Origin of the sequence: Allobosea sp. RAF48, from assembly GCF_052114025.1 — a bacterium.
Lineage (GTDB): Bacteria > Pseudomonadota > Alphaproteobacteria > Rhizobiales > Beijerinckiaceae > Allobosea.
Window position 1 is genome coordinate 20,901 of sequence record NZ_JBFRDZ010000009.1, and the last position, 23,605, is coordinate 44,505.

A 23,605-nucleotide genomic window follows, 5' to 3' on the forward strand; every position below is an offset into this window, starting at 1 on the left:
TTCGCATCATGGTCCGCCTCTCCCTGATCGCTCTCCTGCTCTCCGGCACCGCCACCCTGGCGGCTCCGCAGCACGGCCAGCAGCACCCGCAGCCTGCGCCGGCCTCGGTCGCACCTGCCGCCGCGGCGCCGGTTGCCGCGTTGCCGCGCAAGCTGCAGCTGCGCTCCGAGGTCAACCTCCCCCGCGATCTCGTCACCTTCGGCGATCTCATCCCGGGGCTCTCGGGCGAGACCGCCGCGACGGCCGCCTTCCGCGCGCCGGGCCTCGGCGAGACCGGTACGATCCAGGTCGCGCGTATCATCGAGGCGGCGCGGGCTGCCGGCATCATCCGCGAAACGTCGGACTTCGACAGCCAGGGCTTCGCCCAGGTGGTCGTGACGCGCGCCGCGCGCCGGATCACTGCCGCGGACATCGAGATCGCGGTGAAGATCGGGCTGCAGGAGCGCTTCGGCATCGATGCCCGCATCTTCGCGCTGGCAATCGATGGCGGCGCTCCGGCCGTTGCGGTCGAGCCCGAGCTTACCGGCGATGTCGGCGTCCTCGACCTCTCCTTCGACGCCCGCTCGCGTCGCCTGCAGGCACGGCTTGCGGTGCCCGGCAGCATGGCGATGCGGCTGAAGCCGCTGCGCATCTCCGGTCAGCTCGTCGAAACGATGGAGGTGGTGGTGCCGAAGCGCCTGATCTCCCGCGGCGAGACGCTGGGCAAGGACGATGTCATCGTCGAGCGCCGCCCGCGCGACGGGCAGGGCGGCGAGATCATCAGCGACGCCCGCGCGGCGGTCGACAAGGTCGCGCGCCGGGCGCTGCTCGCCGGTGTGCCGCTGCGCGGCAGCGACGTCCAGCGCGAGGAGATCGTCGGCAAGGGCGATCTCGTCACCATCGTCTACGAGGCGCCGGGGCTGATGATCACGCTGCGCGGCAAGGCCAACGAGGCTGGCGCGATGGGCGATGTCGTCTCCGTCACCAATCCCCAATCCAAGCGCGTGCTGCAGGGCAAGGTCAGCGGGCCGGGGCGGGTCTCCGTCCAACCCTCCCTGAACGGCCGCATCGCCAGCGCCCAGTGACCCTCATGGAAACCGCTATGTATGCGCACCGCCTCGCCAAGCTCTCCGGCCTGCTGATGCTCACCGCCTCGCTCGGGGCCTGCGGCATCGGTGACCGCCTCGCCAATGTGGGCCAGGCGCCGACGCTCTCGCCTGTGGATGATCCGACCGCCGCCAAGGGCTACAAGCCGGTGCAGATGCCGATGCCGGCGATGGAGCATGCCTCCTACGCGCCGAACTCGCTCTGGCGCACCGGCTCGCGGGCCTTCTTCAAGGATCAGCGCGCCCGCAATGTCGGCGATCTCGTCACCGTCAAGGTCAAGGTCACCGACCGGGCGCAGCTCGACAATACAACCAAGCGCAGCCGCAAGAACGGCGAGGATTTCGGCGCTGGAAGGATCATGGGCTTCGAGAACAAGCTCGACAAGTTCCTGCCGGACGGTGCGAATGCGGGCGAGCTTCTGAAGCTCGATTCCGAAGGTTCGAGCGAGGGTGCCGGCTCCGTGCGCCGGAGCGAGCAGCTCGCCACCAATGTCGCGGCCGTGGTCACCCAGAACCTGCCCAACGGCAACCTGGTGATCGAGGGCAAGCAGGAGATCCGCGTCAACTTCGAAATACGCGAGCTGATCGTGGCCGGCGTGATCCGGCCGGAGGACATCGAGTCCGACAACACCATCGACTCGACCAAGATCGCCCAGGCCCGCATCGCCTATGGCGGCCGCGGCCAGATCACCGATGTCCAGCAGCCGCGCTACGGCCAGCAGGTGATGGATATCCTGCTGCCCTTCTGACCTTTCCCGAAATCCGGACGGCGCGGAACGCTCCCCCTTGTCTCCGCGCCGGCCCGAGCCGGCGGTCTCTCCCGAGCCGCCGACAACCCCGGCCGCCCGCAACGCTCCCCAAGCCAACCAGCTGGCGGCCAGAAGCCCCGCGTTCTCCCGACGCGGGGCTTTCGTCGTTGGGCGATGGCGTGGGGAGTGTCCGGGATCGGTGGGAAGCAGAACCCGAGTGCCGCTCCGCAAGTGGACATCGCCCGATCTCGACCTGGTTCGACCATAGGCGGCGGCGAATGTGATAGGATGTGTGCTGCATCGATTTGAAGGGTTTCGCCATGTCAAACAATGCAAAATCCCTTGTCGCGTTGTGCTTTGGTCTGGCGGCAGCTCTGATGAGTGTGTCGCCGTCTAATTCTCAGCAAAATCCGGTCACCGCCATCGATATCGCGCTGGAACCAGATGCAACAATGATCCAGCATGCACAGGCGGATAATGCCCGCCTGCTGAAAGCCTTCCCAAAAGGCTTTGCTCTGGACGCGACACGCCATCCGCACATCACGATGCTGCAGACATTTGTCCGCACCGCCGATCTCGAAAAAGTCTACGGGGCGGTCAATAACGTCTTGTCTACCGAGAAGCCGACAAGTTGGAAATTGAAAGCATACAAGTATTACTATATCCCCTCGCCACCGATCGGGCTGGCGGGAATCGTCGTTGAACCGACAGATGAATTACATCGGCTGCAGCAGAAAATAATCGAGGCAGTTGCGCCTTTCACGGCGAAGACTGGAACGCCAGCAGCCTTCATGAGTACTGAAAATGGCCGTGACATCCAAAAATTCTTGATCGGCTACGTCTCCAATTTTCCGAAAATAGCAGCTGGCGAGAAATTCAATCCCCACGTCACGATCGGTGTTGGTACCATCCCCTATCTAGACACCATGCTCGCGGAACCGTTCGCCGCCTTTACGTTCTCGCCAGTGGGAGCTTCAGTTTATCAGCTTGGCAGTTTTGGCACCGCTCGCAAGGAACTCAGGGCTTTGGCACTGACACCCTAAGGGAGGCGGAGAGGACGCATAAGCTCAGGACACGCGTCGCGCCCGCGTGGGCACAGTATATTTGGCTTTCATGGCAGGCGCTGGCCTCGAAAGGAGCCAATCATGTCACCGAATGCGCTTTTCTCCAGGCCTAGCCGTCGCAAACTGGTCTCGGCCTTGGCAATGCTTCCGGCGTTTTCCGGAGCCCTAACCTTCTCCGCATTGGCACAAACAGAGACTGCGAGCATTCCGCTCCCCTCTTGGAACGATGGCTCAGCCAAGCAAGCGATCCTGGCATTCGTAGCCGCTGTGACACGCGAGGGTTCGCCGGATTTCGTGCCTCCCGAAGAGCGCATCGCGACATTCGATAATGACGGCACCCTTTGGGTGGAGCAGCCTGGGCCAACTCAGTTGGCATTCGCAATCGACCGGGTGAAGGCTTTGGCGCCCCTGCATCCAGAATGGAAAGACACACAACCATTCAAGGCAGTGCTGGAAAACGATATGGAAACGCTCTCCAAAACTGGGGAGCGGGGCTTGGCCGAGTTGGTCTTGGCGAGCCACGCGGGAATGACGACAGAGGAGTTTCAGAAGATCGTCATCGACTGGCTCGCGACCGCTCGGCACCCGCGCTTCAAGCGACCATACACCGAACTTGCCTATCAGCCGATGGTCGAGTTGCTCGCCTATCTCCGCTCCAATCGGTTCAGGACTTACATCGTCTCAGGCGGCGGCATCGAGTTCATGCGTCCATGGACCGAGCGGGTCTATGGTGTACCGCCGGAACACGTTGTCGGCTCCTCGATCAAGACCAGGTTTGAGCTGCGCGACGGCAGGCCCGAGCTCTTCCGATTGGCGGAGATGAACTTCATCGACGACAAGGCCGGCAAACCGGTCGGCATAAACGAGTTCATTGGACGCCGCCCGGTCGCCGCTTTCGGCAATTCCGACGGCGACTTAGAAATGCTGCAATGGACGACGCTGGCTGGAGGCTTACGCTTCGGCCTCATTGTCCACCATACCGACGCAGAGCGTGAATACGCTTACGATAGGGACTCGCCCTTCGGACAGCTCGACAAGGCGCTAGATGCCGCGATCCTGAATAAGTGGACGGTGGTCGACATGAAGAACGACTGGAAGCGCATATTTGCGTTTGAGTAGCAGCTAAGGTCCCGAGTTGGGTCGGAAGGCGCCATTCCGCCGCAACTCTTGACCATCTAAAAAAGGCCCCGCGCCATGGGGGCGGGGCCTTCGAACTGGTAGGCAGCGAGGCGCCGCTCCTCAATCGTCGCGGAAGACGCGTTCGTTGCGCTCGTGGCGCTCCTGGGCTTCGAGCGAAAGCGTCGCGATCGGCCGGGCTTCCAGACGCTTCAGCGAGATCGGCTCGCCGGTCTCCTCGCAAAAGCCATAGGAGCCGTCGTCGATGCGAGCGATGGCGGCCTCGATCTTGGCGATGAGCTTGCGCTGGCGGTCGCGGGCGCGCAGCTCGATGGCCCGGTCGGTCTCCGACGAGGCCCGGTCGGCGATGTCAGGGTGATTCTCGCTCTCGCTCTGCAGGGTGACGAGGGTTTCCTTCGCCTCCTTCAGGATCTCGTCCTTCCAGGCGAGGAGCTTGCCGCGGAAATACTCACGTTGACGATCGTTCATGAACGGCTCGTCATCGCTCGGCTTGTAGTCCGCATCGAGGATGATCTGCTTCGACATGGGCGCGCTCTCTGAGTTGTCCGCTCACGCGCCCCTCGGCTTTGCCGTGGGAGGGTGAGCCGATTTGGCGCCCTTATAGCGATCCGTTTCAAGCGGAACAATCGCTTCCGACATCGCAATCAACGGCTTCGTGATCGCGGCCCGCCGAAAGGCCGAAAACGTGAAGAAAACCGCGATTAACGGCCTATCTTTCGAACTTGCCGAGTGCCGCCGCGATGTCGGCCTCGACCAACCGGGCAATAGGCCCGCGATAATGGTTGTGATCGAAGAACAGATTCGGCTCGTGCAGGGCTGGCCGATCAACCCGCCAGTCGACAAGAGCGGTGTTCGGGCGCCGAGCGGCGAGGTCGGCGAACGCCTTTCGGCAGGCCGCGTCAGCCGCGGCGTCCGGTGTTCCCGGCTTCGAGAGCGCGGTGACGTAGACCGGCGGCCGCACGAGAATCAGGGCCGTCCGCTGCGGCGCCGACTTCATCAATTCCTCGAGCTTCGCCGCAGCGGGGAAGGGACCGTCGACGTTGCCGCCGCCCAGTTCCACCGGTTGCTCCAGGCGCGCACGAAGCTCAGGCCGTTGCTCATGGCCCTGTAGCTCATTGCCGGCCTCGTAGTCCCAGTAGCCGTCGGGGCGCGCGCGCTCGGTCTTTCGCGAGGTCAGATAGGCGAAACGGCCCGGAATTTCCTCGATCAGGTCGTAGCGCATCAGTCCGCCGACATAGTCGAAGATGCTGCGGCTCAGCAGCCAAAACGGAAACGGCCTCTCGTTCGGCAGGGCCGGGTTGGAGGTGCACCAGTAGCTGTCGATGCCGACGACGATCGCCCGGGCCGGGGGCTGGCGATGGTGTCTCAGGAACCAGTCGATCGTTGCCAGTATCTCCCGCGGCATCGTCCCAGGTGCGATCAATGAGACGAAGGGGATGCCGGTTTTCTCCCGCAACTGCCCGGGGGAGATCAGCTGGATCTGCGAATTGCCGAAGATCGCCCCGGTGAACTGTGGATCACGCCCGCGGCTGGCCAAGGCCGTGCGCGGCCCTTGCGGGCGCACTCCCTCTTTCAAGGCAAGCGGTGTACGGCCGGAATCATAGGGGTCGACCAGCACTGCGAGCGTCAGGAAGGCGGCCGAGATCAGCGCGGCCGCGGCAAGCAGCGTCGCGATGAAGTTCCTCCACCTGGCCGCCTGACCCGGCGTGCCGGCCGGCTCAGAACTGGAAGTAGATGAACTCATAATTCGCGTCTTCGCCGATCTTCAGCAGGATGATGACGAACAGCAGCCCGGTCAGCACGGCGATCCAGCGGGCCGGTGGCAGCTTGTGGACGAGGTTCCAGGCGGTCGGGCCGATGATGGCGAAGCCCGCGGCCAGCACCAGCGCGCGCCATTTGAAGCCGGTCCCGATCGGGGCGAGGCCGAACAGCCCCTTGTAGATGGTCATCGCGGCTTCGAAGTTCGAAGCCCGGAACAGCACCCAGCAGAGCACCACGAAGAGGAAGGTCAGGAGCCAGCCGAGCGGCGCCGGCATCGGCCAGCCGGCGCGGCGCCAGAACAGCGCGAGGATCAGCGCGAGCCCGTGCGCCACGCCCCAGGCGACGAAGGTGAGGCCCGCGCCATGCCAGAGGCCGCCGAGCGCCATGGTGGCGAAGAGCGCCCAGACCTGGGTCGGCAGGCCGGATCGGGAGCCGCCGAGCGGGATGTAGAGATAATCGCGCAGGAAGCGCGACAGCGTCATGTGCCAGCGCCGCCAGAAATCCTGGATGCTGAGCGAGCGATAGGGCACCTCGAAATTCTGCGGCAGCACGATACCGAAGAGCAGCGCGAGGCCCAGCGCCATGTCGGTGTAGCCGGAGAAGTCGAAATAGATCTGGAAGGTGAAGGCGAGCGTCGCCTGCCAGGCTTCCATCACGCTGACGACCTTGCCGGCAGCGGCGGCTGCGAAGATCGGGTTGGCATATTCCGCCAGCGGATCGCCGATCAGCACCTTCTTGGCGAGGCCGAAGGTCAGGAGCATCAGGCCGCGCGCGATCCGCTCGGCGGCGTCGGGGCGCTGATAGGGCCGCTCGTCGAACTGGTGCATGATCTCGCGCCAGCGCACCAGCGGACCGGCGAGCACCTGCGGGAAGAAGGCGATGTAGAGCGCGTAGCGGACGAGATCGTAGCGCGGCGCCTGCCCGCGCCTCAGATCCGTCAGGTACATGATGTGGTGGAAGGTGAAGAAGGAGATGCCGAGCGGCAGCGCGATGTCGAATTTCGGCGCCGGCAAACCGGGAATCATTCCGGCGAGACTGGCGAAGAAGTTGAAGTACTTGAATACCGCCAGAACGGCGAGGTTCAGCACGATGGCCAGCGTGATGAGCCCGCTCGACTTCGTCTTCAGGAATGCTTCGGCAATCAGCCAGTTCACCCCGACGGAGAGGGCGAGCAGCGGCAGGAAGCGCCAGTCCCAATAGCCGTAGAAGGCGAAGGACAGCACGACCAGCACCGGCAGCCGCCATTGCGGCGCGAAGCGCTCGGCCAGCCAGTGGAGGGCCAGTGCCAGCGGCAGAAAGGCGAGCAGGAAGGCGAAGGAGTTGAAAAGCATCGGGCGGGGTGGGTGAGGGAATGGCTGCCGCCTTAGCCCATTCTCCCGCGCAAGTCATGTCATGGAGCGGCGGAGTTGCCGGGAAAGCCGCGGGAGTTCTTGTGCGATATTCAATCAATCAATTGATTGAATATCGCACAAGGAGTATTTTCATTCGGATGATCGCGACCTCAGATGCAGACCGTGGAACACGGGAGGCCCTGATCCGTGCGGGGCTGGAGCTGTTCGGAAAAAACGGCTTCGACGCGAGTTCGATCCGCGAAATCGCGCAGGCTGCAGGGGTCAACAGCGCCGGTATCGCCTATCATTTCGGGGGGAAGGACGGTCTGCGCCGGGCCTGTGCCGAGGCGATCGTGGCCACGATGCGGGAGCGGGTTCTGGGGCAGGAAAAGCTCGCTCCCTTGCCGTCGGCGTTGCATCCGGACGAGGCCTTGGAGGCCGTGCTCATGGCGGTCAGCCGCGTGATCGCCTTCGCCACCCGGGCTCCCGAGAGCGAGGCGATCGCCCGCTTCGTCGTTCGCGAGATGATGGAGCCGTCTTCCGCCTTCGATCTGCTCTACGAGGGCATGGTGGGGCCGATTCACGGCCGGCTTTGCGCTCTGTGGGGCATGGCGACCGGCGGGGATCGCGAAGCGCAGGGAACCAAGCTCGCCGTCTTCGCGATGATTGGTCAGGTCCTCTACTTCCGGCTCGCACGGCCCGCCGTCATCCGGCGGATGGAATGGCAGGCGATCGGCGAGGTCGAGAGCGAAGCCATAGCCAGCACCATCCGCGCGACGATCACCGCCTCGGTTCTGGCAGCGCGAGGAGAACGCTCATGATTCTCGGCTTGCTCTGTTCCGTCGTTCTGTTGGGCTCGATCATTCCGGGCTGCGTGTCGGATTCGATCACGATCGCCGGCTATGTCGAGGGCGAATATGTGCGGCTCGGCCCGATCGATACGGCACGTATCGAACGCATCGACGTGCGCCGTGGCGAGCGCGTCGCGGCCGGAAGGGTCGTGGCTACGCTGGAGACGACGGATGCGCAGAATGCGGTCGCGGAAAGCGAGGCCCGGCTGATCCAGGCGCAGGCGCAGCTCGACAATCTGCGCATTGGCAGGCGCCCGGAGGAGATCGCCGTGATCGAGGCGAGCCTCGTCTCGGCCCAGGCGCAGCAGCGCGAGGCCGAGCGGGCGCTGGAGCGGCGACAGGATCTGCTGCGGCGCGGCGTCTCGACCCAGGCCGATTTCGACCAGGCGGAAATGGCGCGCGACGTGGCAGCCGCGAGCGTGCGCCAAAGCGCCGCTAATCTCGCCGTCGCGAAGCTGGCGGCACGTCCCGACGAGATCAAGGCGAGCGAGAACGCTGTCGAGGAGGCGAAGGCTACGCTGGCACAGGCACGCTGGAAGCTGGAACAGCGCCGCCTTGCGGCTCCCTCGGCCGGCCGCGTCAGCGACGTGCTGCGGCGCGTCGGGGAGCTCGCGGGACCGAGCGCGCCGGTCTTGCTGATGCTGCCTGACGGGGCGGCCAAGCTGATGCTCTATGTGCCGGAAGCGTGGATTTCGAGCGTAGAGCCAGGGATGCGGCTCGATGTGCACTGCGATGGCTGCGCGGCAGGGCTGACGGCGAGCGTCACTTATGTCTCGCCGGAGCCCGAATTCACGCCGCCGGTGATCTATTCGGCGCAGACGCGCCAGAAGCTGGTCTATCTCGTCGAGGCACGCCCGGATGGCGGGCCGCAATCGGCACTCCAGCCCGGCCAGATCGTCGACGTCATGTTGCGGGGGCAGCGGTGAGCGCGCCGCTCGCCATCGATGTGCGCGGCATGACCAAACGCTTCGGCCGGCGTACGGTCGTCGACAACGTCGACCTGGCCGTGGGGACCGGGGAAATCGTCGGCTTTCTCGGCCCCAATGGCTCGGGCAAGACGACTACGATCCGGATGATCTGCGGCCTGCTCAAGCCCGATGCCGGGGAGGGCACGGTGCTGGCGCTCGATATCCGCACGCAGAGCGCCGCGATAAAGCGCCAGGTCGGCTACATGACGCAGCGCTTCTCCTTCTACGAAGACCTGACTATCGCCGAGAACCTGACCTTCGTGGCGCGGCTCTACGAGCTGGAGTCGGTCGAGGAGGCGGTGGCGAAGACGCTCGACGGGCTCGGGCTCGCCTCGCGCAAGGACCAACTCGCCGGCACGCTCTCCGGCGGCTGGAAGCAGCGGCTCGCGCTTGCGGCCTGCATCATGCACCAGCCGAAGCTGCTGCTGCTCGACGAGCCTACTGCGGGCGTCGATCCCAAGGCGCGACGGGAGTTCTGGGACGAGATCCATCGGCTTGCCGGCGAGGGGATCACCGTGCTGGTCTCCACCCACTACATGGACGAGGCCGAGCGCTGCCATCGCATCAGCTACATCGCCCATGGCCGCATGCTGGCGACGGGAACCGTCGATGACGTGGTCGGCGGCTCCGGCCTCGTCACTTATGTCGTCCATGGGGCGCTGAAGCCCGCGCAGATCGCGGCGCTGTCGGCGGCCGAGGGAGTCGAGCAGGTCGCTCCGTTCGGCGCGGCGCTGCATGTCGTCGGGACGGACAGGGACAAGCTGGAAGCCGCGCTTGCGCCGCTTGCGCGCGCGAGCGGGCTCCGTGTCGAGCCGGGAGAGACCAGCCTGGAGGATGTCTTCATCAAGTTCATGGCCGACGCAGGGGAGCGGGCGGTATGAGCGCGCTGTTCTCCATTCGCCGGCTTGGCGCGCTGCTCGCCAAGGAATTCGTGCAGATGCGGCGCGACCGCATCACCTTCGCGATGATGCTGGCGGTGCCGATCCTCCAGCTCCTGCTCTTCGGCTATGCGATCAACAACGACCCGCGTGGCCTGCCGGCCGCGATCCTGGCGCTCGGGCAGGACCGCTATACGCGCGCCGTGGTCTCGGCGCTGGAGGTCTCGGACTACTATCGCTTTCGCGAGCGGCCGCAGAGCGCGGCGCAGGCGGAGAGCCTGATGGCCAAGGGGGATATCTCCTTCCTCGTGACCATTCCCAGCGATTTCGGCGTGCGGGTCGAGCGGGCTGACCAGCCGCGCATCCTGGTCGAAGCGGATGCGACAGATCCGGCTGCTGCGAGCGGCGCGGTCTCGGCGCTGGGGACGATCGTCAGCCGCGCGCTGCTGCGCGTGCAAGGCGAGCCCGAGACGAACCCGGCTGCCGCCGGCGCGGACGGGCTCTCCTTCGTGGTCCATCGCCGCTACAATCCCGAGAACATCACGCAGTACAACATTGTCCCCGGCCTGCTCGGCGTCATCCTGCAGATGACGATGGTGATGATGACGGCGATGGCGCTGACGCGCGAGATCGAGCGCGGCACGATGGAGAACCTGCTCGCCATGCCGACGACGGCCGGCGAGATCATGCTTGGCAAGGTTTTGCCCTATCTGGTGGTCGGCGCGATACAGGTCGTGATCGTGCTCAGCGCGGCCAAGCTGCTCTTCGGCGTGCCGTTCCTCGGCGATCTTGCGCTTCTCCTGAGCTGTGTCCTGATCTTCGTTCTGGCGCTCGTGCTGCTCGGCTACACCATCTCGACGATGGCGCGCACGCAGCTTCAGGCGATGCAACTCACCTTCTTCTTTTTCCTGCCATCGCTGATGCTGTCCGGATTCATGTTCCCCTTCGCAGGCATGCCGGGCTGGGCGCAGACCTTGGGCGAACTGTTTCCGCTGACGCACTTCCTGCGCATCATCCGCGGGATCATGCTGAAGGGCGCCGATCTCGGGGATATCGGCGACGAGGTGTTCTATCTCAGCCTGTTCGTGCCGGTTTATGCCAGCGTTGCACTGATGCGGTTCCGGAACACGCTGGATTGAGCGGAGCTGCCGCGTGAAAAGCAGATCGCCGAAGTAACTTGCAAAATGATAGTAACTGAACTAGCTGGGGCCCATGCAGCCCCGGCTCGTCCCGCTCGCCGAATGTCCCTGCGCCCGCGCGGTCGAGGCCGTGGGCGAGTGGTGGAGTATCCTGATCCTGCGCGACGCGCTGCAGGGCTTCACCCGTTTCGACGAGTTCCAGCGCAGCCTCGGCATCGCGCCGAACATGCTGGCGCGACGCCTGAAACATCTCACCGAAGCCGGGCTGTTCCAGCGGCGGCTCTATAGCGAGCGGCCCAAGCGCTACGAATATGTGCTGACCGAGCGGGGCAGGGATTTCTTCCCGGTCGTCGCTGCGCTGGTGGCCTTCGGTAACCAGCATCTCGCGCCGGAAGGGCAAGCCTTGCTGCTCGCTGATCGGGAAAGCGGGCGGCCGGTCGTTCCGGCCTATGCCGATGCAGAAACCCTACAGCCCGTGAATTCCGACAACGTCACCGTCATCGCTGGCCCGCAGGCCAGCCCCGGCATGCTGCAACGCCTCGCCATCGTGGCGGCGCGGGATGTGGCTGCGCCGGTCCACCGCACATAGGAGTTTTCGCATGCGCCGTATCGTCGTCACCGGAATGGGCGTGGTCTCGCCGCTCGGCTGTGGAACCGAGATCGCCTGGCAGCGCCTGCTCGCGGGGCGTTCTGGCCTGCGCCGCCTGCCTGACGCCATCGTCGAGACCTTGCCGGCCAAGGTCGCGGGCATCGTGCCGTCAAAGGCCGAGGATGCCGAGGGCGGCTTCGATCCCGATGCGGTCATCGCGCCGAAGGACCAGCGCAAGATGGACCGCTTCATCCAGTTCGCACTGGTCGCCGCCAAGGAGGCGCTGACGCAGGCCGGCTGGCAGCCGCAAAGCGAGGCCGAGCGCGAGCGCACCGCGACGGTGATCGCCTCCGGCATCGGCGGTTTCCCGGCGATCGCCGAGGCGGTGCGGACCACCGACGAGCGTGGGGTGCGGCGGCTTTCGCCCTTCACGATCCCGTCCTTTCTCGTCAATCTCGCCGCCGGCCATGTCTCGATCGAGCACGGCTTCAAGGGGCCGATCGGTGCGCCTGTCACAGCCTGCGCCGCCGGTGTTCAGGCGATCGGCGACGCGGCACGCCTGATCCGGGCCGGCGAGGTCGATATCGCGCTCTGCGGGGGCACCGAGGCTTGCGTCGATCTCGTCGCGCTGGGCGGTTTTGCTGCCGCGCGCGCGCTTTCGACGGGCTTCAACGACGAGCCCGAGAAGGCTTCGCGGCCCTTCGACGCGGATCGCGACGGCTTCGTCATGGGCGAGGGCGCCGGCCTGCTGGTGATCGAGGCGCTGGAGCATGCGCAGGCGCGCGGCGCGACGATCCTGGCCGAGCTGACCGGCTACGGCACGAGCGCCGACGCCTATCACATCACCTCGGGACCAGAGGATGGCTCAGGCGCGCGGCGGGCGATGGAGACGGCGCTGAAGCAGGCCGGGCTCCAGCCGGCCGATGTCGCCCATCTCAACGCCCATTCGACCTCGACCCCGGTCGGCGACCGTGGCGAATTGGCCGCGATCAAGGCGGTATTCGGCGATGAGGGCGGCATCGCGATCAGCGCGACGAAATCGGCGACCGGCCATCTGCTCGGCGCCGCCGGCGGACTGGAGGCGATCTTCACGATCCTGGCGCTGCGCGACCAGATCGCTCCGCCGACGCTCAACCTGGAAAGCCCGGACGAGGCGGCGGCCGGGCTTGACCTCGTGGCGAAGGAGGCGCGCCCACTCGCGATGGAGCACGCCATCTCGAACGGCTTCGGCTTCGGCGGGGTCAATGCCAGCGCTGTGTTCAGGCGCTGGCCGTAGGCAGACCGCTCACAGCGGAATGTTGTCGTGCTTGCGCCAGGGCCGCTCGACGTTCTTCGTCCGCAGCATGGCCAGCGCCCGAGCGATGCGCCGGCGCGTCGAGTGCGGCATGATGACTTCGTCGATATAGCCGCGCTCGGCGGCGACGAAGGGCGACATGAAGCGGTCCTCGTATTCTTTCGTCTTGGCCGCGATGCCATCCGCGTCCATGCCGCGGAAGATGATCTCGACCGCGCCTTTCGCGCCCATCACCGCGATCTGCGCCGTCGGCCAGGCATAGTTGACGTCGGCGCCGATGTGCTTGGAAGCCATCACGTCATAGGCGCCGCCGAAGGCCTTGCGGGTGATGATCGTGACCAGCGGCACGGTGCATTCGCTATAGGCGAAGAGCAGCTTGGCGCCATGCTTGATCAGGCCGCCATATTCCTGCGCCGTGCCCGGCAGGAAGCCGGGAACATCTACAAGTGAGACGATCGGGATCTCGAAGGCGTCGCAATAGCGCACGAAGCGGGCGGCCTTGCGCGAAGCGTCGGAGTCGAGCACGCCGGCCAGCACCATCGGCTGGTTGGCGACGATGCCGACGGTGCGGCCCTCGATGCGGCCGAAGCCGGTGACGATGTTTTTCGCGTAGGCTTCCTGAATCTCGAAGAAGTCGCCCTCGTCGACCGTCTTCAGGATCAGTTCCTTGATGTCGTAGGGCTTGTTCGGATTATCGGGGACGAGCGTGTCGAGGCTCATGTCGACACGGTCGGGCACGTCGAAGCTCGGCCATTCCGGCACGCCGGCCGTGTTGTTGGCCGGCAGGAAGTCGAGCAGGCGCCGCACCTGCAGGAGCGCCTCGACATCGTTCTCGAAGGAGCCGTCGGCGACCGAGGACTTGGAGGTGTGGACCTTGGCGCCGCCGAGCTCCTCGGAGGTCACGGTCTCGTTGGTGACGGTCTTCACCACCTCCGGCCCGGTGACGAACATGTAGCTGGTGTCGCGGACCATGAAGATGAAGTCGGTCATCGCCGGGGAATAGACGTCGCCGCCGGCGCAGGGGCCCATGATCACCGAGATCTGCGGGATGACGCCCGAAGCCTGCACGTTGCGCTTGAAGACCTCGCCATAGCCGCCGAGCGCCGCGACGCCCTCCTGGATGCGGGCGCCGCCGGCATCGAACAGGCCGACGATCGGCGCGCGCATCTTCAGCGCCATGTCCTGGATCTTGATGATCTTCTGCGCGTGGGTCTCGGAGAGCGAGCCGCCGAAGACGGTGAAGTCCTTCGAGAAGACGAAGACGGTGCGGCCGTTGACCGTGCCCCAACCGGTGACGACGCCGTCGCCGGGGATCTTCTCGCCCTTGTCCATGCCGAAGTCGACGGCGCGGTGCTGCACGAACATGTCGAACTCCTCGAAGGAGTCCTTGTCGAGCAGGAGCTCGATGCGCTCGCGGGCCGTCAGCTTGCCGCGCTTGTGCTGGGCCTCGATGCGGCGCTCGCCGCCGCCCTTGCGGGCGCCCTCGCGCCGGGTTTCGAGCTGTTCGAGGATGTCCTTCATGGCGGCAAGGCTCCCGGCCGGAAATCGCGTCTCGAAAGCCGGCTTAAGCGGGGCTGTGTTGAGAGTCCATTGCGACGTTTGCCGAAGCGCGCCCGCGCATTCTGCAGACGAACGGCGGCTCAGCCTTTCGACAGCAGAAGCGCTGCAGCGTCGAACTCGCGGCGGCGGATGGCGCGGCGCTCGGCGGCTTCCTCGTCCTGGCCCCAGACGGAGATCTGGTAGTCCTCGTCGAGATGGGCAGCCTGCCAGGCCGCTTCCGCGTCGATCGACCCGCTGGCGAGGGCGAGCAGGATGATCGTCGAGCCCGTCAACGTCATGACGTTGTGCGCGCCGGCCAAAGCGAGCGGTGCGGGGATGTCCCCGACCTGCCGGGCGACGGCGGCCAGCGTCTCGGCCGGCTGCTCGGCGAAGACGACGCCCTCGGCCAGAACGAAGCGGGCGCCGATCAGCGCCTCGACGCTCTCCAGGATGGGCTGCCAGACGGCGTCGTAGCGCGCGACAAGCGCCTCCGGTTCGCCGGCGCGATAGCAGAGCGCGTCCGAAGCGGCGTAGCGCACGATCTCGGCGCGAACCGCTTCCTGCTGATCCTCGACGCCGTCCAGCGCCGAATTGACCAGACGCGTGAGCGGCATCTGCGCGGGGTCGATCCGCTCGGCCTGCCGCTCCCATTCCGCCGCGAGCGCGTCTGCGACATTGCGGGAGCCCACCGCCAGCGGCTTGCGCGCCGGGGTGCGGGCGGTGCGGCCGTCGAGCGCGACATGGAACAGACCGTCGCGCTCGAGCACGCCGGCCTCCTTGTAGAAACGGGCGGGCAGGGGATTACGCATGGCCTGCTGGGCGGCCGCCACGGGATCGGGCTGGCTGGCGCCGGGCGAACCGAAGCGGGCGAGAAAATCGTCAGTGGACATGGCGCTGCCATACCGCATTCGCGCCAGGCATGAAACCGGTCTTCAGGCAGCTCGGACGCGCCCGAGGAACTGCGCGACCTCGGCATCGAGATGTGAAGATTGGAGCGAGAGCTGATCGGCGGACTGGGCAATGTGGCTGGCGGCCTCGTCGGTCTCGGCCGCGACGCGGCTGACGATATCGATGTGGCCGGCGGCAGCGATCGTTTCATCGGCAGCCTGACGAATGTTGTCGGCGATGCCAGCCGTCGCCACGTTCTGCTGTTCGACGACGACCGCGACCGTGCCGGAGATCTGGTTCAGCGAGCCAATGGTTGCGTTCATTGCGTCGATCGCTGCGATGGCCTCGTAGCCCGAACGATGGATTGCCTCGATCTGGCCCTGGATTTCCTCCGTCGCGCGCCAGGTCTGGTTCGCAAGGGACTTGATCTCCTGCGCCACGATGGTGAAGCCGCCGCCGGAGCGCCCGAGCCGCGCCGCCTCGATAGATGCATTGAGCGCCAGCAGGTTGGTGTGCTTGGCGATCGTCGAGATCACCCCGGCGATATTGCGGATCTCGTCGGCCTTGCGCGAGAGATCGCCGACGGTGTGCAGGACGTTGCCGGCCTGCAGGGTCGCGTCGCCGACGATACGTGCTGTTTCCGTTACTTGCCGGTCCACCTCCGCGAAGGACTGTGCCAGCTCGGAGGTGACCTGCGTCACCGCCACAACGTTGGACGAGGTCTGGCGCGAAGATTGCGAGGCTGCGGTCGAGCGCTGCAATACCTCAAGCGCGCCGTTCTTCATCTGCTGCGCGGCGGTGCGAAGAGACTGCACGGACGCTATCACGTCGCGCGCGATGCGGGCGATGGCGTGCTCGAAGTCATTCGCGACGCTGTGCAGGATCCGCTGCTTTTCGTTCGCCGCTCGGGCTGTGGTCTCGGCGACGTCGCGGCGGGCCTCGTCGGCGACCTCGCGCGCGGCGTCGGCCTGCCGGCGTTCGGTTTCCGAGATTTCGAGGGATTGTCGCAAGGACCAGACGAGCCAGCTGAGTGCTGCGGACTGCACGACGACGATCAGGCCGTGGAGCAGCACACGGCCGATATCGTTGCCGTTCAGAAAGACGCCTGTCGGCTGCAGAAGGCTGAGGAGGAGATGATGAGCCGCGATCGCGATGGTGGCCGGGACGAAGACGCGCCAGTCGAGCCAGCCGGCGAGCACGGCCAGCATGGCGAAGAAGTACATGTGCATGTCGGATTGATAGGGGTGCCCGGCAAAGGCGTAGACCAGCAGCATGACCTGGCAAAGTGTCGCGATGCTGGTGATCTGCCGGGTGGGCCAACCCGTGCCATAGACACGCCACGCCAGAGTGCCGAGCGCGGCCAGCGCCGCCCCCGCCAAAACAAGAGATCGCCGGCTGATCAGAGGCTCGGTGAGCGGGGCGAGCGCCAAAAGGGTCGCATTGATCCACAGGAGGAGGAGCAGCAGGCGGGCGAAATGTGCGCGAAACCGGGCGACGTCGTTCATCGACTGCTCCATTCGGCAGAGCCTACGCAGAGTCGGGCGAGGCCAGCATCGATCACCAGCCAGGCTCCGGCCTGATAGAGCGCTCCAATAAAGCGGTCGTTCTCGCCAAGCGTGACGGTGACGGCGGGTGTCGTGTCGATCCGGATCAGGCTGCCGCCGGCAGTGGCAATGGCGGCGGCCATGTCGTGCGCCGAACTGCCGGCCGGGAAAAAGGCCGCGACGGGGCGGCCTTGCACCGGCCACGCCGCGATCAGGAAGGCACCTAACGCTGCGGCAATACCGCAGACCAGGCCAAAGCCGATCTCCCGCATCCTGCCCCCCTAGCCTTCCGGCCTTGCAGGCTGAACCTATCGCTCAGGTTGCAGGAGCAGGCTTGCGATTTGGTAAATCGGCTGGGTTCGGAAGCGGTGTGCCCGCGGTGGTTGCGTCGCCGCTCAGCTGCCGAAACGGTCTCTCCAGGCCGGTCTGGCTTCGGGGAAGGGCAGTGCCGTTGCGGCATATACCCCGCGGGCGACGGCACGGGCCAGGACATCGGCTGCGGTGGCGCAAAGTTCGGTGAGAGCGAAAGCGTCGGACGGCGCTCCGCTATGGCCCGTCGCTGCGGCAAAGACGACGTCACCGTCGAGCGGGGCGTGGGCCGGTCGCAGGGCGCGGGCAAGCCCGTCATGAGCTGCCAGCGCAAGCCGCCGCGCCTGGGCCTTGGTCAGCACCGCATCGGTCGCCACGAGCGCGATCGTCGTGTTCTGGCCGGTGCCTCCCTTGAAGCGCAGGGCCAGGTCCGCCGGGGCGATCGTCGCCGGCCAGCCGAGCCCGCCGAACTCGCCTTCACGCTCATAGGGCGCGGCCCAGAAATGCGGGCCGTCGCCGATCGTTGCGGTGCCGACGGCGTTGACCGCGACGAGGGCGCCCACGATTTGCCCGGTCGCGGCACGGGCGCTCGCCGAGCCGATGCCGCCCTTGAGGTTGGCCGTCGTCGCGCCGAAGCCGGCTCCGGCAGTACCCAGCGCGAAAGAGGTCGATGCGCCTGCGGCGGCCTTCGCGCCCAGTTCGCCATAGGGCGTGTCGCCGTCTCCACGCGCCCAGGGCTTCTCGCCGCCATTGGTGAGGTCGAAGAGGATGGCCTGCGGGACGATCGGGACGCGGAAGGCGCCGACCTGGAACCCGCGCCCTTCTCCCGCCAGCCAGCGCATCACGCCGTCGGCCGCACCGAGCCCCCAGGCGGAGCCGCCGGAAAGCACGATCGCGTCGATATGCTCGACCGTCATCTCCGGGATGAGCAGCGCCGTCTCCCGGGTGCCGGGCGCGCCGCCGAGCACGGCGACGGAGGCGACCGTCGGGCGCTCGAAGACGACTGCCGTCACGCCGGTCGCTGCCGCGACGTCATCGGCATGGCCGACATGGAGGCCGCGGACGTCAGTGATGAGGTTTTGCATGGAACGTCCGATGGCGAACCGAATCGCGTCGCGCGCGTTGTCGCCACATTACGATCTTTTCATCTTGAGGCCATTGCCGGGTCAGACATCAGGAGGCAGGCTGACCTCATCGCCAATCGGCTTCGAGACCCGCTGCGCGACACACCGACCGGACTGCCTCAAGGGAGATTCCCATGAAACCCATCGCCCTCATCGCCGCTTCGTCGATTGCGATGCTCGCCGGCACCCTCGCATTCGCGCAGCCGCAGCCGGTTCCACCGGCAGGTGGCGATCAGAAGCAGGAGCGTACCGACAGCCGCGACCAGCGCCGGCAGGATTGGCGCGAGCAGCGTGCCGAGCGCGCCAAGGCGCGGCTTGACGAGCGGCTGGCGAAGGTGCGCGCCGACCTCAAGCTCAAGCCCGAACAGGTCCCGCTGTTCGACAAGGTCGAGGCGCTCGTCAAGCGACGGAGCGAGCAGCGTGTCCAGCAAATGGCGGGGATGCGCGAGGAGCGCGAAAAGCTGCGCCATGCCGATCTGATGGAGCGCCTGGATGCAGCGGCCACGCGGCAGAATGAGCGGGCGGTGCGTTCCAAGGAACTGGCGGACACGGTTCGCCCGCTCTGGGTCACGCTCAGCGACGAGCAGAAGACCGTGCTGCGCCGCTCGGTGCGCGAGGCAGTGGCGGAAGGGCGTGAGCGTTTCCGCGAGATGCGGGCCGGGCGCGGCGGCTGGCAGCAGAACGAGGACGATCGCGGGCCGCGCCGCTGGCGCGACCGGGAAGACCGGCGCGATCGTGGTGGGTACGACGACGACGAGTGAGCTAAGGTTACAGCCGCCAATTCCTGCCTGGCACTGAATCCTGACGACATGGCGCCTCCGGCTTGCCGGAGGCGCACCTTCATGCGAAGCACCGCCGCCTGCCACGCGAGCCAGCGGCCATGCGCTTCATCCAGACCTTCGAACTCGCGCCTTTCCTGGACACGGTCGTCAGCCTGACGGCCGCTTTCGTGCTGGGCATACTGATTGGCGCCGAACGCCAGTATCGGCAGCGCACTGCGGGATTGCGCACGACCGTTCTCGTCGCGCTCGGGGCTGCGGCCTTCGTCGATCTCGGCATGCGCATCGAGGGAGCGCCCGGCGCCATCCGCGTGATCGCCTATGTCGTCTCGGGCATCGGCTTCCTGGGCGCCGGCGTGATCATGAAGGAGGGCACGAACGTTCGCGGCCTCAACACGGCGGCGACGCTCTGGGGCTCTGCTGCCGTGGGGGCCTGTGCCGGCGCGGATATGATCGCCGAGGCGGTGCTCGTCGCGGCCTTCGTCATCCTCGGCAATACGCTGCTGCGGCCGCTCGTCAACGCGATCAACCGCATCCCGCTCAACGAGCGGACACTCGAGGCGACCTACGAAGTCGTTGTCACCGCAAGGACCCAGGCGCTCGCCGAGGTGCGCGAGACGCTCGTCGACTATCTCGAAGCGGCGCAATATCCGGTCAGCGACATTACGACGGTCGAGCGTGGCGAGGACGCAGTCGAGATCGTTGCCAAGCTGATCAGCACGGCGGTCGACCGGAAAGAACTCGATCAGGTCGTCGACAGGCTGGCGCGCCTGCCGGCTGTGAGCCATGCGACCTGGGAGAGCAGCACCGCCGATTGACCGGGCCGGTCATTGCGAGCGGCCGTATCGCGATGCTGCCGACTTTGCTCAGGCGCTCAGCCGCCGACGGCGTCGGTCACGCATTTCTTGGTGAAGCTCGTCTTGGCGGCGCCGGCCAGCTTCTTGTCGGCCGCCTGCTTGTCGCAGGTCGAGGTCGCGTCCTTCTCGCATTTGGTCAGGAAGCTGGTTTTGGCAGCGCCAGCCAACTTCTTGTCCGAAGCCTGGATATTGCAGCTTTGGGCATAGGCCAGGCTCGCGGAGCAGGACAGCGCGAGGGCAATCAACAAGGTTTTGGTCATGGCGAATCTCTCCGCGGTAGCGAGGGCAACGATGACGCTACGGCATTATGGCGACACTGAGAACGGAATTCATCGGCTTCGCCCCGATTTTGCCGAACTTGCTAACGTGCGGATCTGAATAGGGATTTCGTGATTTACCATATCCGTTCAGATCGGATTCACGGCTTGCCGTTTACGTTTTGTCAGGAAAGGCAATGCGAGAGGTTAGCCATGAAGCAGATGTGGTTAGCATGGGCTATGCGGGCCTTTATCGGCTCCGTTTTTGTCGTGTGCCTTTTCGGGCCCTACGCGCTGTCGATCCTGATCGGCTGCATCGGGCTGGGCTGCTACTTCTTCCGTGACGAGGTCGGTTCGCATCTCTAGGAGATGCCCGCCGCGGCTGCTCGGTCGCGGTTCACCTGATCCGACGCAGGTGACAGGTCTTCACTCTTCCGCCCCGTCCATCCGAACGCCAGACGCAGCCGGAGTTGCTCGGCGTCCGATCATAGAGATGGATGGCCGCGCGGCGCTTGCGGTCGAAGCTCTGGTTCGAGAAATCATGGCCTCCGACGCGGACGTTACGCCCGAACCGCACTTCGGCCTGCGCCGTCGATAGCGTTGCCAGAAAGCCCAACAGGGCGAGCCATCCAAGAGCGCGGCCGCGCAGGCATCTGCGGGCCCGGACATCGGGATTCCCGGCGAAATGCGCGGTCGTCGTCTTCATTGGCATCGGTGAATCTTAGGAAAGCGGCGCCGAGTGCTCAAGGACGGGCGGCTGCCCTCGGATCGGAGGGGCTCGCTTGCCGCTGTATCTTTTTGCGGCGGCCTCGGCAGAAGCGTATGGTGAGTTGCGCAGCCTTCAGCTGATGCAGCGGAGGGTTTGCTGTTTCCCAAGGGAGGATGCCATGGGTCGCAAGTTCATCGACTGCCGGGCATTTCCGAGTGAGATGAAGTGCTCAATCGCGATCAGTGCCGATACTGAAGGCGAACTCCTGGAGGCGGCGGTGCAGCATGCCGTCGCAGTGCACAGGCATCAGGATACGCCCGAGCTACGTGACCAGATCAAAAGTGTCATCAGGGATGGCATGCCCTCCGAGAGGGCGCCGGATCGCGCCGCTTGACGCGCCAAACGCGGCGGCTCCGCTTAAACAGCACAGTTGGACAGCGATAAAGCGCCTCGCAGCGTTGGCCATGAGCACATGAAGGCTGGCTTCTACCAGGAGAGCGGGGAGCCTGCGGAACTCTGCCGGGCGTCTCCAAGAGCGCCTTGAGGGAGCCGCGCCGAATATGCGGCCACCCGAAGGGAGGTAAAAACATTTTGGGGGAGGGCAAAATCTTGCCCTCCCCCAAAGCATTGAACGTAAACGGATATTCTGCCCGTGCCGAACGGCTTAGCGCGAGTAGAACTCGATAACCAGGTTCGGTTCCATCTGCACCGCGTAGGGCACGTCCGACAGCGTCGGGGTGCGGGCGAACGTGGCGGTCGACTTGCTGTGGTCGGCGTCGATGTAATCGGGAACGTCACGCTCGGCCAGCGTGGCCGACTCGATGACGATCGCGAGCTGGCGCGAGCTCTCCTTGATCGCGACGACGTCGCCCGGCTTGACCTGATAGGAAGCGATGTTGACGCGCTTGCCGTTCACGGTGACGTGGCCGTGGTTGACGAACTGACGGGCCGCGAAAACGGTCGGCACGAACTTGGCGCGGTAGATCACCGCGTCGAGACGGCGCTCGAGCAGGCCGACCAGGTTCTCGCCCGAGTCGCCCTTCAGGCGGATGGCCTCGGCGTAATAGCGGCGGAACTGCTTCTCGGAGATCGAGCCGTAGTAGCCCTTCAGCTTCTGCTTGGCGCGCAGCTGGGTGCCGAAGTCGGACGGCTTGCCCTTACGGCGCTGGCCGTGCTGGCCGGGGCCGTACTCGCGGCGGTTGACCGGGGACTTCGGGCGGCCCCAGATGTTCTGACCGAGACGGCGGTCAATCTTGTACTTCGCCTCATGGCGCTTCGACATGTCGCGTGTCCTCTATGGTTCGCGAGTTTGAGGACCGCGCCCTCCTGCTCCCTGGCATCTTGCCGGGCATCCTGCGGATGCCACGTTGGTAAGCTGCCATTTTCTTTGCATCGGTTTGCCCGAAAAGCGGGAACCACTTTTCGGACCGATGCACCGGGGCGACAGATCCGGCTTCCGAAGGAAAGCGGATCACGGGTGCGGAAAAAGTCACGCGGCCCCGTGAGGAGCCGCGTGACGAGAGGCCTATGACCTAAAGCCGGCTTCGAGTCAATTCCGCTCCGGCGGAAACCACCGCTCAGCGCTAGTAGCGATAGCGGCGATAATAGTGGTGGTGATGTCGGTGGTGGTTGTACCAGCCATAGTGATGGCCGCGGTGCCAGCCATGGTGCCGGCGCGGACCATGGCCATGATAGGCATGATGTCCGTGGCCCCCGTGCCAGCCGTGAGGCCTCGCCTGCGCTTCGGAGGTCGCTCCGAAACCGATGAAGGCGAAGCCGAGTGCAAGCACTGACAGAAGCAGCAATTTTCTCATGCGCATGCCTTCCTTGCGATGGTCGCCATCACAAGGAACGCGAGGAGGGAATCAGAGTTCCTGTCAGCTCACCAGCGGCATGGGCTCGATCGCCACATGCGCGAGGCCGTAGCCGGCGAGCGCGATCCGCAAGGGACCGCTCAGCCCTGCGCCGGAAGTGAAGATGGCGGTGGCGTTCGGGCAGGGGACGTCGCCCACGGGGCCGAGCAACTCGACGACGCGGCGCGCGATCGCCGGAGCGGGATCGATCCATTCCACGGGCCAGGGCGCGAGCCGCTTCATCCGCTCCAGCAGAAGCGGGTAATGCGTGCAGGAGAGCGTGACCACGTCGGTGCGTCGCCCGTTCGCCTCGACGAAGCAGGGCGCGATCTCGGCGAGCAGCGCCTCATCATCGACGGGTTCGCCCTTCAGCGCCTGCTCGGCCAGGCCCGCGAGCCGCGTCGCGCCGATGAGCGTGACGTCGCAGGCGGCGGCATAGGTCTCGATCAGCTCGCGGGTATAGACGCGCGCGACCGTACCGGGGGTGGCGAGCACGGAGATCATCCCGCTCTTGGTTGCGGTTGCTGCCGGCTTGATCGCCGGCACGGTGCCGACGAAGGGGATGGCAAAGCGCGCCCGAAGCGTTGGCAGGACCAGCGTCGAGGCCGTATTGCAGGCGATTACCACGAGGTCGGGATGACAGCGCGCGATCAGCCGCTCCATCACGGCGAGGATGCGGGCGACGAGCGCGTCCTCCGCGAGCCGGCCATAGGGAAAACCGGCATCGTCGGCGGCGTAGACGATATGGGCGCCCGGGCAGGCCTGCGTCGTGCGCGAGAGCACGGTAAGGCCGCCGAGCCCGGAATCGAAGACAAGGATGGTGGGTTGGGGGCGCGGGATCGCGAGGGGGCGGTATCCCGTTCCGGCGAGAAGATCGACCTGCATGTCAGCGCCGTGAGA

The 23,605-nt window shown here is 65.7% G+C and carries 27 protein-coding genes; 14 read left to right on the forward strand and 13 right to left on the reverse strand.

Going from position 1 to position 23,605, the window contains the following annotated elements:
- Nucleotides 1–8: 8 nt before the first annotated feature.
- The 4 genes from flgA (at nucleotide 9) to AB4Z10_RS17280 (ending at nucleotide 4,017) form a co-directional block, all read left to right on the forward strand.
- Nucleotides 9–1,064: a flagellar basal body P-ring formation chaperone FlgA gene (flgA, locus tag AB4Z10_RS17265; RefSeq protein WP_441471617.1), complete on the forward strand. Its 1,056-nt coding sequence runs from the start codon at nucleotides 9–11 to the stop codon at nucleotides 1,062–1,064.
- A gap of 17 nt (nucleotides 1,065–1,081) precedes the next feature.
- The gene (gene flgH / locus AB4Z10_RS17270; protein WP_441471618.1) at nucleotides 1,082–1,834 is read left to right on the forward strand and encodes a flagellar basal body L-ring protein FlgH; all 753 of its coding nucleotides are present in this window, start codon (nucleotides 1,082–1,084) and stop codon (nucleotides 1,832–1,834) included.
- Between the two features lie 320 nt (nucleotides 1,835–2,154).
- On the forward strand, nucleotides 2,155–2,877 hold the full coding sequence (locus AB4Z10_RS17275) for a 2'-5' RNA ligase family protein (RefSeq protein ID WP_441471619.1): 723 nt from the start codon (nucleotides 2,155–2,157) through the stop codon (nucleotides 2,875–2,877).
- A gap of 162 nt (nucleotides 2,878–3,039) precedes the next feature.
- The gene (locus AB4Z10_RS17280; RefSeq protein WP_441471801.1) at nucleotides 3,040–4,017 is read left to right on the forward strand and encodes an HAD family hydrolase; all 978 of its coding nucleotides are present in this window, start codon (nucleotides 3,040–3,042) and stop codon (nucleotides 4,015–4,017) included.
- Between the two features lie 120 nt (nucleotides 4,018–4,137).
- On the opposite strand, the gene dksA is transcribed toward AB4Z10_RS17280, so the two are convergent.
- The 3 genes from dksA to AB4Z10_RS17295 all read right to left on the reverse strand — a co-directional run bounded on the left by dksA (nucleotide 4,138) and on the right by AB4Z10_RS17295 (nucleotide 7,127).
- Nucleotides 4,138–4,560: an RNA polymerase-binding protein DksA gene (dksA, locus tag AB4Z10_RS17285; RefSeq protein ID WP_441471620.1), complete on the reverse strand. Its 423-nt coding sequence runs from the start codon at nucleotides 4,558–4,560 to the stop codon at nucleotides 4,138–4,140.
- Between the two features lie 184 nt (nucleotides 4,561–4,744).
- Nucleotides 4,745–5,653 (reverse strand): hypothetical protein, encoded by a 909-nt coding sequence (locus tag AB4Z10_RS17290; protein ID WP_441471621.1) that lies wholly within the window; start codon nucleotides 5,651–5,653, stop codon nucleotides 4,745–4,747.
- A 100-nt stretch (nucleotides 5,654–5,753) separates the two neighbouring features.
- A complete protein-coding gene (locus AB4Z10_RS17295; protein WP_441471622.1) occupies nucleotides 5,754–7,127 on the reverse strand; it encodes an MBOAT family O-acyltransferase in 1,374 nt (457 codons plus the stop codon).
- 20 nt (nucleotides 7,128–7,147) lie between these two features.
- On the opposite strand from AB4Z10_RS17295, the gene AB4Z10_RS17300 reads away from it, so the two are divergent.
- The 6 genes from AB4Z10_RS17300 to fabF all read left to right on the forward strand — a co-directional run bounded on the left by AB4Z10_RS17300 (nucleotide 7,148) and on the right by fabF (nucleotide 12,828).
- Entirely contained in the window at nucleotides 7,148–7,948 is an 801-nt protein-coding gene (locus AB4Z10_RS17300) for a CerR family C-terminal domain-containing protein (RefSeq protein ID WP_441471623.1), read from the forward strand.
- On the forward strand, nucleotides 7,945–8,904 hold the full coding sequence (locus tag AB4Z10_RS17305; RefSeq protein ID WP_441471624.1) for an HlyD family secretion protein: 960 nt from the start codon (nucleotides 7,945–7,947) through the stop codon (nucleotides 8,902–8,904). The genes AB4Z10_RS17300 and AB4Z10_RS17305 overlap by 4 nt, the downstream gene beginning before the upstream one ends.
- 29 nt (nucleotides 8,905–8,933) lie before the next feature.
- The gene (locus AB4Z10_RS17310) at nucleotides 8,934–9,827 is read left to right on the forward strand and encodes an ABC transporter ATP-binding protein (protein ID WP_441471802.1); all 894 of its coding nucleotides are present in this window, start codon (nucleotides 8,934–8,936) and stop codon (nucleotides 9,825–9,827) included.
- On the forward strand, nucleotides 9,824–10,963 hold the full coding sequence (locus AB4Z10_RS17315) for an ABC transporter permease (RefSeq protein ID WP_441471625.1): 1,140 nt from the start codon (nucleotides 9,824–9,826) through the stop codon (nucleotides 10,961–10,963). Before AB4Z10_RS17310 ends, AB4Z10_RS17315 begins: the two co-directional genes overlap by 4 nt.
- A 73-nt stretch (nucleotides 10,964–11,036) precedes the next feature.
- Complete coding sequence (locus AB4Z10_RS17320) at nucleotides 11,037–11,552, forward strand: winged helix-turn-helix transcriptional regulator (protein WP_441471626.1); 516 nt, start codon at nucleotides 11,037–11,039, stop codon at nucleotides 11,550–11,552.
- 10 nt (nucleotides 11,553–11,562) lie between these two features.
- Complete coding sequence (fabF, locus tag AB4Z10_RS17325) at nucleotides 11,563–12,828, forward strand: beta-ketoacyl-ACP synthase II (protein WP_441471627.1); 1,266 nt, start codon at nucleotides 11,563–11,565, stop codon at nucleotides 12,826–12,828.
- A 9-nt stretch (nucleotides 12,829–12,837) separates the two neighbouring features.
- Here fabF and AB4Z10_RS17330 read toward each other — a convergent pair whose 3' ends face one another.
- The 5 genes from AB4Z10_RS17330 to AB4Z10_RS17350 all read right to left on the reverse strand — a co-directional run bounded on the left by AB4Z10_RS17330 (nucleotide 12,838) and on the right by AB4Z10_RS17350 (nucleotide 18,211).
- Nucleotides 12,838–14,367 (reverse strand): acyl-CoA carboxylase subunit beta, encoded by a 1,530-nt coding sequence (locus AB4Z10_RS17330; RefSeq protein ID WP_441471628.1) that lies wholly within the window; start codon nucleotides 14,365–14,367, stop codon nucleotides 12,838–12,840.
- Between the two features lie 119 nt (nucleotides 14,368–14,486).
- On the reverse strand, nucleotides 14,487–15,275 hold the full coding sequence (locus AB4Z10_RS17335) for an ATP12 family chaperone protein (RefSeq protein WP_441471629.1): 789 nt from the start codon (nucleotides 15,273–15,275) through the stop codon (nucleotides 14,487–14,489).
- Nucleotides 15,276–15,317: 42 nt separating this feature from the next.
- Nucleotides 15,318–16,778 (reverse strand): methyl-accepting chemotaxis protein, encoded by a 1,461-nt coding sequence (locus AB4Z10_RS17340; RefSeq protein WP_441471630.1) that lies wholly within the window; start codon nucleotides 16,776–16,778, stop codon nucleotides 15,318–15,320.
- The gene (locus AB4Z10_RS17345) at nucleotides 16,775–17,089 is read right to left on the reverse strand and encodes a hypothetical protein (protein WP_441471631.1); all 315 of its coding nucleotides are present in this window, start codon (nucleotides 17,087–17,089) and stop codon (nucleotides 16,775–16,777) included. Before AB4Z10_RS17345 ends, AB4Z10_RS17340 begins: the two co-directional genes overlap by 4 nt.
- A gap of 123 nt (nucleotides 17,090–17,212) precedes the next feature.
- Entirely contained in the window at nucleotides 17,213–18,211 is a 999-nt protein-coding gene (locus AB4Z10_RS17350) for a P1 family peptidase (RefSeq protein ID WP_441471632.1), read from the reverse strand.
- 173 nt (nucleotides 18,212–18,384) lie between these two features.
- On the opposite strand from AB4Z10_RS17350, the gene AB4Z10_RS17355 reads away from it, so the two are divergent.
- Both AB4Z10_RS17355 and AB4Z10_RS17360 read left to right on the forward strand, forming a co-directional pair.
- Nucleotides 18,385–19,011 (forward strand): Spy/CpxP family protein refolding chaperone, encoded by a 627-nt coding sequence (locus AB4Z10_RS17355; RefSeq protein WP_441471633.1) that lies wholly within the window; start codon nucleotides 18,385–18,387, stop codon nucleotides 19,009–19,011.
- A 119-nt stretch (nucleotides 19,012–19,130) separates the two neighbouring features.
- Nucleotides 19,131–19,847 carry an MgtC/SapB family protein gene (locus AB4Z10_RS17360; protein WP_441471634.1) on the forward strand — a complete coding sequence of 239 codons (717 nt, stop codon included), beginning with the start codon at nucleotides 19,131–19,133 and terminating at the stop codon, nucleotides 19,845–19,847.
- A 56-nt stretch (nucleotides 19,848–19,903) separates the two neighbouring features.
- Here AB4Z10_RS17360 and AB4Z10_RS17365 read toward each other — a convergent pair whose 3' ends face one another.
- Nucleotides 19,904–20,146: a hypothetical protein gene (locus AB4Z10_RS17365; RefSeq protein ID WP_441471635.1), complete on the reverse strand. Its 243-nt coding sequence runs from the start codon at nucleotides 20,144–20,146 to the stop codon at nucleotides 19,904–19,906.
- 210 nt (nucleotides 20,147–20,356) lie between these two features.
- Between AB4Z10_RS17365 and AB4Z10_RS17370 the strand changes: the two genes are divergently transcribed.
- Nucleotides 20,357–20,509 (forward strand): hypothetical protein, encoded by a 153-nt coding sequence (locus AB4Z10_RS17370; RefSeq protein ID WP_441471636.1) that lies wholly within the window; start codon nucleotides 20,357–20,359, stop codon nucleotides 20,507–20,509.
- Between the two features lie 31 nt (nucleotides 20,510–20,540).
- Here the strand turns inward: AB4Z10_RS17370 and AB4Z10_RS17375 are convergent, their stop codons facing one another.
- Nucleotides 20,541–20,849: a hypothetical protein gene (locus tag AB4Z10_RS17375; protein WP_441471637.1), complete on the reverse strand. Its 309-nt coding sequence runs from the start codon at nucleotides 20,847–20,849 to the stop codon at nucleotides 20,541–20,543.
- Nucleotides 20,850–20,925: 76 nt separating this feature from the next.
- Between AB4Z10_RS17375 and AB4Z10_RS17380 the strand changes: the two genes are divergently transcribed.
- A complete protein-coding gene (locus tag AB4Z10_RS17380; RefSeq protein ID WP_441471638.1) occupies nucleotides 20,926–21,246 on the forward strand; it encodes a DUF1059 domain-containing protein in 321 nt (106 codons plus the stop codon).
- Nucleotides 21,247–21,516: 270 nt separating this feature from the next.
- Here AB4Z10_RS17380 and rpsD read toward each other — a convergent pair whose 3' ends face one another.
- The 3 genes from rpsD to murI form a co-directional block, all read right to left on the reverse strand.
- Nucleotides 21,517–22,134, reverse strand: a complete 618-nt coding sequence (gene rpsD / locus AB4Z10_RS17385) for a 30S ribosomal protein S4 (protein ID WP_441471639.1) — start codon at nucleotides 22,132–22,134, stop codon at nucleotides 21,517–21,519.
- 301 nt (nucleotides 22,135–22,435) lie between these two features.
- Entirely contained in the window at nucleotides 22,436–22,666 is a 231-nt protein-coding gene (locus tag AB4Z10_RS17390; RefSeq protein ID WP_441471640.1) for a hypothetical protein, read from the reverse strand.
- A gap of 63 nt (nucleotides 22,667–22,729) precedes the next feature.
- A complete protein-coding gene (gene murI, locus AB4Z10_RS17395; protein WP_441471803.1) occupies nucleotides 22,730–23,590 on the reverse strand; it encodes a glutamate racemase in 861 nt (286 codons plus the stop codon).
- Nucleotides 23,591–23,605 lie beyond the last annotated feature (15 nt).